Below are 10,196 nucleotides of genomic sequence, written 5' to 3' on the forward strand. Positions count from 1 at the left end.
TGCCCCGTGATGATCCCGGCGCGTGAGGGAGAACAGGACGGAGCGGGTGAATAGCCTTCGGTAAAATTCATCCCTGCCTTGGCTAACTTCACGATGTTTGGCGTCTCGTAGGGACACGGATCATCGACGTCATTGAGCTGTACATCCTGCCATCCGAGGTCGTCCACATAGAAGATGATGATGTTGGGCGGCGGCTCTTTGCCAAACGCTGGCTGTGTGGCCATCAGACTAACGACCAACCCAAACATCAAGAAGTGCGATGTGCGCTGTACAAACATGTTGATTTTCTTCTGTATTCGATTGAGGGAGTGTTTGGCCAGGATCCAATGGAAGGTTTGGGAATATCTTCTTTAGGGTTCAAACCGGTCGGTGCGAAACGGAAGGGCCGGTAGATTGGCGTCGTTAACAAGATTCACGTCTGGCTTTCCGACAAAGGCGTAGCGAACGTACAACGGCTTTGCCAATTCAGCGGACTGCAAAACCACGCTCTTGCCTTGGATCGTCGCGTCGGCTCGAACCCACTTCTGATCATCATCGGCCAACCAAAACGCCTTGGGCGAGGAACCATCCGTTGTCTTTAGACCCTCGGCATGTTTGAAATGGACGACTAACGAGTTGTCCTGGGTCTCGACTTTTTGAAAGACGGGGCCTTGAGCTTCGACCTTCTGCCCGAGCGTGTCACGCGCTGCGAGCAGCGCTAATCGCCGCCCAATCGGCAGCTTGTCTTTCGGATGGACGTTCTTGATGTCGCCTAAGTCGATGGTGTTTGCAACCGAGGTATGCGGCAGTTCGAGAGCCTTGAGCTGCGATTCCCGCATCCAGGCCCACGAGTGCGCCGCAGGGTTATCACGAGGTACGTCGGGTGACGTTTTCAATACGTTTCCGTATCCCGGCAACATCACGACTAAGAAGTGCAAATCATCCTGGTTCCATTGCTGGCGATACCGCTGCATCCATTGCTTCAGCACATCGCCATAAATACGCATGCCTGAGTTGCGGGAAAACCAAGGCTCTTTGACCATCCCGTGCATCGACTGCGTGTTACGTTCGCCTTGGTACCACACCAAACCACGACACGCATAAGGCGCAAGCGGATGCATCATCGCGTTGTAGATGATGTTGGATTGCCGACGCAAAAAGATATCCTCCTTGCCGCTCCAAGGTTGAGGGCCACTGAGGATAGCGTTGATTTCCGCTTGTGCTTCGGTGTTGGCGTCAAACTCTTCCATCATGACTTTGAAATGGGGCACGGTTTCGGTCATGTCGCGGGGCATCCATGCTTCGATCGACGTGCTTCCCCAACACGACAAGATGATGCCAACCGGAGTGTCCGCGGACGCTTGCAGAAAATGAGCAAAGCCAAACGCAACCGCACTATCAGGATAGCGATCGACCCACTGGCCTTCGCAGCGCTCCTGCTCGGTCAACGCGACGCTGCGTTTGACCGTAAAGTTGCGAATGTTTTTTGTCTGTGGAATCAACGCCTTGACTTCGGGCACCGCATCGACACCGAACTGCATGTTGGATTGTCCCGAACAAATCCAAACTTCGCCGACAAGGACGTCGGCGCATTGCTGGTTCTCAATTGTCGAATTCAAATTCGACGTGACGGTCATCGTTTGCGGTTCGAACGAAGCGGAAAGCGGATCAAGTTGGATCATCCACTTGCCATCGGTTGCGACGTCGGCTTTTTTTTCCTGGCCGGCAAATTTCACGGTGACGGTGGCCCCCGGATCTGCAGTTCCCCAGACGGGAACCGGTGCGTCGCGTTGCAGCACCATGTGGTCGGTAAACAGCGAACCTAATTGGAGCTCGGCGATCGCGGTGCTGGGCACCAAGACGGCCATCAGCAGACCGAGTGCGAGAGAAGTTTTCATCATTTTACCTTGGTTTTGGATCTCGTTTCGGTGCATGTCGCTCTATTTTCCGCTCTTCCATAGTTTGATCGTGTCGACATCGTTTTTCGATTCGGATCCCGCGGTGCTGCGTCCGCGTGTGACATCCGCCTCGAGTTGGGCGAGCAAACGTTCCGCCACTTCGGGATGCGTTTCGTACAAGTTCCTTTCTTCGGCGGGATCGTTTTGCATGTCATACAGCTGAGCGATCGGGCTACCTTTGGCGGCTTGTTTTTCAGTCGGAGAACTCCAGCCCCCCGACGCCTTTGCCAACAGTAGCTTCCATTTTCCCTGTCGATAGCCGAAGTGGCCACTGATCGAATGATGAATCACGCCAGCGCGTGTCGAAGCTATCGGTTCGCCGCTCAGGGCTGGCAGAAAGCTAACGCTGTCTTCGGCACTGCCCTCAGGCAGTGATTGCCCCGTCAAATCCGAAAGCGTGGCAAACAAATCGGTCAGACAGATTGTTTGATCGCAGCTCGCGCCCGCGGCCACTTTGCCCGGCCAACGGACGATGAACGGAACGCGATGTCCGCCATCCCACAAATCAGCTTTCGAACCTCGATAACCTGCACTGACAAGGTGCCCCTGTTTGGCGAGCTGAGGGATGTCGGCCGCTTTGGAGCATCCATTGTCACTGCTGAAGATGACAAGTGTGTTGTCGCTGAGACCGTTCCGCTGAAGTGCGCTGGTGATTTCTCCGACTGCCGCATCGGTCTGCATCACAAAATCCGCATACGCACCCATTCCGCTTCGACCTTGCCACTGCGATGTGGGAACAATCGGAGTATGCGGAGAACCAAACGGCACGTACAGAAAGAACGGCGATTCGTTTGCGTCGTTTGCACGCTCGTCGATGTACTGGACCGCCTTGCGGGTAAGCCGCGGCAGCATGTTGATCTCTTCGTCGAGCTCGATGACCTGGTCATTTTCGATCACGCATTTCATATCCCGAGCGTGATGGAATCCATGAAAGTAGTCAAATCCGCGATGGATCGGACCGTCTGGGATCTTGCTGCCGACCGGCGCCAAACCCTTCTTTACTGTTTTCTTGTTGAGTTCGGTGCCGGTGTCGGGATTGACATATTGAAAGTTCAAATGCCACTTGCCAATGATGCCGGTGTGGTATCCCTGTGACTTCAAAAAGCTGGCCACCGTCGGTCGATCTTCGGCGATCAGATTGGGCGAGAACCCTTGAACCACGCCATGTTGCAGTTTCGTTCGCCAACTGTAACGCCCCGTCATCAATCCATAACGTGTTGGCGTGCAGACCGATGATCCAGAATGGGCGTCGGTGAAAATCATTCCTTCGGCAGCCAGTTTGTCGACCGAGGGCGTCGCGATCTTTCCATGCTCTGGATTCAAGCATTGCACATCGCCATAACCAAGGTCATCGCAAAGGATGAACACAATGTTCGGTTTGGTAGGCGAATTCGGTTCAATTGCCGACGCATCCGTACCGTTCCAAACCACCATCAGGCAGAGGACCATGGTCGTGATTGTTTTATTCAAAGTGCTATCCTGTTAAGAGCTTCGAAGCCAGTGCGGTGGGTGGGGGGGACGGACGATGTGAATCAATAGGCGTTTGTATTGTAAAACGACTGTTTGACCGCCGCCGTCATCCGTCGTTGCGTTTCAGGCCGGTTTGTCTGCGAATGCCCTGCCTAATAAGGAAGCCTACAATCGAATCAGGCCACTGTGCTTGAGGCTCGAGGGCGAATCAATAAGGTATTGCGACAAACTGCTGTCAATTTGCGACGTCGTGGTCGATCTCGAGATTCAAGATGAAAAACGGGCGATTGGGGGGTGCGGACTTGGTCAGCGCTGCGTCATCAATTCGCTAGTCGCGATCCGGTAAACGATTTCTTTCAGTTGGAAATTGTTTCTCTGCGTCTGCTGAACGATCGATTCAACGATGGGGTAGTCGGCGGCGACCAGTTCGCGGCCCTTGGCATATTCGGCGATACGGATGATCAAATTGCGGGCAAAGGGTCGCAGATCAGCGGCCAGGATTTTCTTCAAGCCATCGATGTCACGAAACGCCTGGCCGCCAAAAGTACCGTCGGTGCTGACCTTTTGCCGTTTAGTGTAGTTGGTGCGATAGCGTCCGATGGGGTCGTACGCTTCTAACGCGAAACCGAGTGGATCGATTCGTTTGTGGCACTGCATACAGGCTTTGTCGTTGCGATGTTTTTCTAACATCTGACGGACCGTCGTGGCGCCGATTAGATCGGGCACGATTGCAGGCACTTCCTCAGGCGGTGGTGGCGGAGGCGTGCCCAAGAAGTGATCGAGCACCCAAACCCCACGAACCACGGGCGACGTTTCAACCCCGTTGGATGTCAGCGTCAACACGCTTCCCTGAGTCAAAAGCCCGCCTCGTTTTGAAGACGCGGGAAGTTGGGTCAGCGTAAACTTGCCATCACTTTGTTTGGGCAATCCGTACAGTTCGGCAAGTTTGTTGTTGATGAAGGAATAGTCTGAATCAATAAAGTCGGCGACGCTCCGATTCTGTTCATAGACATAGCGAAAGAACAGTCGCGTTTCCTCACGCATCGCCTGCTCCATGCTCTCGCCATAGATCCGAAACTCCCTTGTTTTGTTATCAGGCGGCATCGTTCCGAGTTCATCCAGTGCCAACCACTGATCGGCAAAACTCTCGCAGAACCGATCGGCTCGCGGGTCTTGCATCAGCCGCAATACCTGAGCCCTCAGGGTTGCTGGTTCGGTCAGCTTGCCCGAATTGGCGACACTAAACAATTCCTGGTCCGGCATCGTGCTCCAGAAAAAATACGAAAGCCGACTTGCCAGCGGGAAATCGCTCAGTTTGCCTTGTTCTTCGAACAGGTACAGAAAATCGGTCGATGCCATCATCGCGGTCATCGTCTTGACGACCGCATCATTCCAATCGCGAGACTGTTTGTATTGCTGGTTCAAATAATCGAACCAGAGCCCAATTTCTTCTCGAGTGACGCGTCGCCGAAAGGCTCGGATGGCGAACCGCCCCAGCAGATATTCACGCGCCGTGGCGCTGGTCAGATCGGGCATCTTGTCCGACAACAACGTGGTCTTCATCGACTCGGTCGGCCATTGTTCATAGAACGGGCCTTCGATCTTGTACTGGGTAACGCGAATGCCAGGACCGCGAAAGGGACCAGCAAAGTCCGATTTTTTGAACTTGCTTCTTCGCAGCGCTGCCCGAATCTGCACGATCGGTTTCGAGGTTCCGTTCGCCATACGAAGGTAAGGGTAAAAATCTCGGTCAATCCAGGTTTCGACCGTAAATGTCTGCTCTTTGTCGTAGATCAGCGGAAATGTCTCGATTGTCTTGCCGAGCTCATTGACCCCGGTTCGCCGTGCCGAGACCACCCCAATCGCCAACTTGGGCGGTTCATTCTTGGGAACAAATTTGACAGGGTATCGGTCCTCGTCGACGGTCGATGCGGTGACGGTGATCCGGTAGCGACCCGGTACCTGGCAGTTTCGCGTTGCCTTGCCGTCAACGATTTTCGAGTTACCTCCGATTCGAAACGTATAAAAATCCTTGCCTTGGTTTTCATACCTTCGCGACGCCCCGGTGAGCTGACGCATGGGAACCTCGAACACCCTCGGCTCTGGTTGTTTGGCATCCATGGTGAACAAGGCTTGCCACAGAGCGGCCTCCATGTATTCAAACAGTGATTCGTCGGACATCACCAACGACGATGCGTTTGTGTCGAAGCCTTCGTTCACGTTGTCATCGTAGATATAGGAACTGGGGTCAAAGTTGCCATCATTCAGTCCCAACAAATCGCGAACCGTATTTTGATACTCACGTTTGTTGAGCCGCCGCAGCCCACCCACGTTCTCGCTAGGCGATTGTTTGGCAAGTTCGAGCACTTGTTTCGCCAGCACGCTGCGCTGTGCGGCCGAAGGTTGGGGTTCATCCTCAGGCGGCATCAACCCGCTGGCAATTTGTTCATAGACCTTGGTCAGCAGTTCGGCATCAACGCTGGACAGTTGATCCAACCGTACGTCGCCCTCTTGCTCGTCCGCATTGTGACATCGAACACAATGCTGGCGGATCATCGGTTCGATGGTTGAAAAGTCATCCGCATCAATCCGTGTCGCTGGGAACAGAAGAAGAGCCGACGCCAACCACAAGATCGAAGGCTGCAACCTCGGTTTTGTGGCGTGGCGTGCAAGAGGAGTCCGGTGATCGGGAGAGGGTTTGCTGCACATCATTTTTAGGAGAGGCTAAACGTTCCGGTCGCACCATTAAAACTTTCAATCTCGACACCGAATGTCTGTAGCATCGTGGTGTAAAGATTATTCAGTGGCGTCGATTCACCGCCGGGAGTCTTGCAGTCGACATGGCCTTGATGCCGGAAACCACCGCCGGCCAAGATGACTGGCAGATCTCGATTGCTGTGCCGAGCCGCGTCGCCCATGCCGCTGCCAAAGTACACCATCGTTTTGTCCAACAACGTGCCATCACCGCGATTACCCAACGGAGAATCTTTCAACTTTTGGACAAACCGAGCCATTTGCTGAATATAAAAATTGTCAATGATGCCCAATTGTCGAAGGATGTCGGGACGATTGCCATGATGGCTCAGCGAGTGATAACCGGTGGAAACGCCATCGAGTTCGATCATCCGATTGTGCATGCCAAATCCAGCGGTGAACACGCGGCTCGAGTCCGATTGAATGGCCAACAGGATCAAGTCGAACATCATCGGTGCGAGGAACTCGTAATCCTGACCTGAGTGCGGATGTCCCTCGGGTTGGTAGTTCACCTTTGGCTTGGGAACGTTTGCCCAACGTTGCATGCCTTGCAATTTTGTTTCGGCATCACGAATCGCCGTCAGGTACTCTTCCAACTTTTGCCGATCGGCCGGATTGGTTCGACGCGCGAATCGTTTGGCTTGTTCGCGAACCAGATCCAAGATGCTGCCCTGTTCCTGAATCCGTAGCTCACGCTCCTTGATCGCGGCAGCCGAATCGGGCACAAACAATTGGTCGAACATGTCACGAGGATCCCCTAGTTCGCGGACCCGGATGCCCGAGGAGGTCCACGAGGCATTCATTCCGCCGCCGACGGCAACGTGCATGGACGGAAACCGCGTCTGGTAACCTGCGTATTCAGCCGCAAGCTGATCCATCGAAACGACGTTGCCGCCGCGAATCCCGGTAAGAAACGTCGAGATGCCACCGTGGCCGGAAAAGATCGCCGGATGATCCATGTTGGAACAAACGGTGAAATCGCCCCGCAAGTTTTCCAGAGGTTTGAGCGTTGGGGTCAGTTCAAAATTCGCCCCTGTCGATTTTGGAAAGAACGCTTTGGGATAGACGCCCAACGTCGGGCTGATGCAAACCATTCGCATCGCATCGCCGCCGTCGCTCTTTCCAGCCGGGGTGGCGACCGATTCCATCATCGGCAGCGCGATCGTGATTCCTGCGGCCTTCAAGAAGGATCGGCGGGCTGGTGGCGAACTTGACAAGGCTTTCATGGTTTCGTCCTTCCGTAGCGACGCAGTCGCCATCGAATTAGCGGCAATACAAACTCATCCTATCTACTTTTGGATGAGAAAAAACCAACTTTTGCGACATCTGACTAACGAATTGCGTCCCGAATCTGTTGCGAAGCCGGTAAGCATCGTCGGAGTCATTGCTGACGTAGCGGAATTCGTCAAGAGTTTCGACCAGCCTGAAAAACGAAAGTCTTGACGACTTCCGCTACAGGAAAACCCGTCGATTATTGTTCCGACGATTCCAAAAGGTTGACCTCAGACCGTTGACCACGTGAGCCGACGCAATGCTAGCGATACGCGTGGGCGATAAGTGTGCCTGTCCCCGAAAAAAGCTGTCTCCTCAAAAACCACCTTCGATTTGAAATTTCACCGGCGACTGCGGCGCCGCAATCGGTTCGACTTTTAAACCCTTATCGCCGCGTTGACTTCGGTCGATCCCAATCGTTACCGCTCGCCGTCCCTTGGCCAGTGTGAGGGTCTTGGTTGGATCGAGGATCTCCTCTCCGTCGACCCAAAGTTTGAGTCCCACAGAATCGTTGATTTTGAATTGCACCCCACCAGGGACCAATACATTCAAATAGCCTCGAGCGAGCACGTGATCTCCGCTTGGCAAATCGTCGGCAGGCAATTCACCGCGGACTTTGCTGTACGCTGTGACCCAAGAGGTGTCTGCGGCCGGCGGTTCATCAAAGTTGGAAGTGGCGGTTAGATGCCACTTTCGAATCACGGGACTTTCATCATTGGCGAAGGGGCCTGGTCGACCCAAGGCTGCGACAAACTTTGCGAGATCAAGAAACTCTTGACGACTGCCGAGTTGATCGACAAGTCCCGCAGGCATGGCCGAATTCATCGCCTTCTCGGCAATGATTTCATCCGCAGCAAGACGGATTTCTTTTCCACCTTGTGCCGCGTCTCGCACGACGACTTCGTCATCACTTTGGAACGTCACGATGCCGGTCTGAGTCGTTCCATCGTCCAATACAAACATGCGGTTTTCGTAGTGTTCGGCAATCGCTTTGTTGGGTCGCAGAATTGATTCGACGATATAGTCGGTCTTGGCCGCTGCACCCACCGCTACCAAATTCGGACCGATGACGGGGCCGACGGGACCAATGCCGTGACAGCTCGTGCACGACAGCGATTTGCGTCGATAGATGTCTTCACCTCGAATCGCATCGCCATCCGTTTCCACATCATGGGTCAGTTGCGCTAGATCTTCGGCCAACAATTGCAAGTTGAGCGACTCGGAATCTTGCGAGGGGCGAAACTGTTTCGCCAGATTCTCAGGTAGCGACCCCGTCGACCGATGAAACTGATCAATACGAGCGGCCACCGCCGGGTGAACCTCGACACCTTTCATCGCATCAGAGAGAACGCTGGCTCCGTTTCGATTCTTCAGGATTGCCTGAACCAACGGAACAGGATCCGCTTCGCCTGGAGCTTGGCTGAACAGCGCCACAGCCAACTTCGTCCCCTGCTGAATGTTGGTGGCGACGATGCCAACCAGTGCGCAGTAGCGAGTCTCTGGATCACGATGTTCTGCGAGCTTCGTAAGGATTTGCAGTTCTTTGCCGCCACCAAGCTTGGCCGACGCGACCGCGGCAGACCGACGTACGGCAGCAGGACGACTTTCGTCTTGGACAACATCCAACAGTGGCTCTGTGACCTTGTTGGCTTTCCAAGCGGCAAGATTCTCTGCGGCAAGCGAGGCAACGGTCGCGTTGTCATCGTCAAGTAATCGCGTTAACGAACGCAAACGCCGACGAAGCACACCCGAGGAACGCGAATTTGCCATCGACTTGAGCGACTCAAGCAGCGCGATTTGTGCATCATCCGATCGTGAATCCTTTCCGCTGGTCAACGAGGCGACGATTCGCAAAAGATCATCGGTGGTGCCCATCGCGATAAACTGGTCGCGAAATTCGCTGATCTCTTTCTCACTGGGGTCTTGCTGTTTGAGAAAGTGATCAATCCGTTCAGCAAAACCAATTCCCGCAGCTCGTTCCGCAGCCGCCTTGTGGGATGCTTTGGCGAAACGAAGCGTTCCTGCCTCCATCGCTGGACGCCAATACGGTTCGAGGGCCTTCGTCGTTTGGGGCAATGCCAAGTCGAGGAAAGGGTCGCCGGGATGATCGACCACATTCAGCGCCGCCGCAAACGCATCGGCTTGAGGAATGAATCCCGCCGACAGAACCGCCTCCATGCGTGTTCGTGGGAAGGGATCGGCAGCCGCCTTGGCAATCATCGCAATCGGATCGGACAGCGCATCGTGCCAGTAGCGAATCACCCGCGCCCCCGCGGAACGCGCGTGACCGTCTGACGCAGCAAGTACCTTGGTTAGAATCTTCTCGCTCGGACGTTCAACATTTTGACACGCCCACATCGCTTCCACGAGATGAAGTTCATAGTCGGGGGACTCGGTGTCGAGTTGGTCCACCCACATTTGCAGAACCGCGAGGACCTCGTCGGGATCCCGTTCGCTGATTTCTTTTTTCGCTTGATGGCGTACCCATGTTTCGGGACTCTTTAAATGATCGACAAGTTGCTCAGTGGTGGTTCCATCGAACTTGGGTTTCTTGACGAGCGGTCGATCCTTGTGCGTGATTCGCCAGATGCGACCGTGCTCATGATCGCGACGCGGATCGCGAAAATCATGGCTGGCATGATTAATGATCGAGTTGTACCAATCGGCGACATAGATCGCTCCGTCGGGGCCGATCTTGACATCGACGGGCCGAAAATTTGGGTGCTTACAGGTCATCAGTGGCGGCAGAACGTTGGCGCTGAA

Annotated in this window: 6 protein-coding genes; all 6 read right to left on the minus strand. The window is 54.4% G+C overall.

Features of this window, described 5'->3' with window-relative positions; translation table 11 throughout:
- The coding region (locus tag ABX962_RS19890; RefSeq protein WP_372721769.1) for a sulfatase-like hydrolase/transferase at positions 1-278 on the minus strand (278 nt) is incomplete at its 3' end.
- A 72-nt stretch (positions 279-350) separates the two neighbouring features.
- A complete protein-coding gene (locus ABX962_RS19895; RefSeq protein WP_372721770.1) occupies positions 351-1,880 on the minus strand; it encodes a sialate O-acetylesterase in 1,530 nt (509 codons plus the stop codon).
- 39 nt (positions 1,881-1,919) lie between these two features.
- Positions 1,920-3,407 carry an arylsulfatase gene (locus ABX962_RS19900; protein WP_372721771.1) on the minus strand — a complete coding sequence of 496 codons (1,488 nt, stop codon included), beginning with the start codon at positions 3,405-3,407 and terminating at the stop codon, positions 1,920-1,922.
- 306 nt (positions 3,408-3,713) lie between these two features.
- The gene (locus tag ABX962_RS19905; protein ID WP_372721772.1) at positions 3,714-6,053 is read right to left on the minus strand and encodes a DUF1592 domain-containing protein; all 2,340 of its coding nucleotides are present in this window, start codon (positions 6,051-6,053) and stop codon (positions 3,714-3,716) included.
- A gap of 68 nt (positions 6,054-6,121) precedes the next feature.
- Positions 6,122-7,387, minus strand: coding sequence for a DUF1552 domain-containing protein (locus ABX962_RS19910; RefSeq protein ID WP_372721773.1), 1,266 nt, complete (start codon positions 7,385-7,387; stop codon positions 6,122-6,124).
- A 361-nt stretch (positions 7,388-7,748) separates the two neighbouring features.
- Positions 7,749-10,196: HEAT repeat domain-containing protein (locus tag ABX962_RS19915; RefSeq protein WP_372721774.1), on the minus strand; the 2,448-nt coding region annotated here is incomplete at its 5' end.

The sequence above is a fragment of the Novipirellula sp. genome (assembly GCF_041583735.1).
In the GTDB taxonomy this organism is placed as follows: Bacteria; Planctomycetota; Planctomycetia; order Pirellulales; family Pirellulaceae; genus Novipirellula.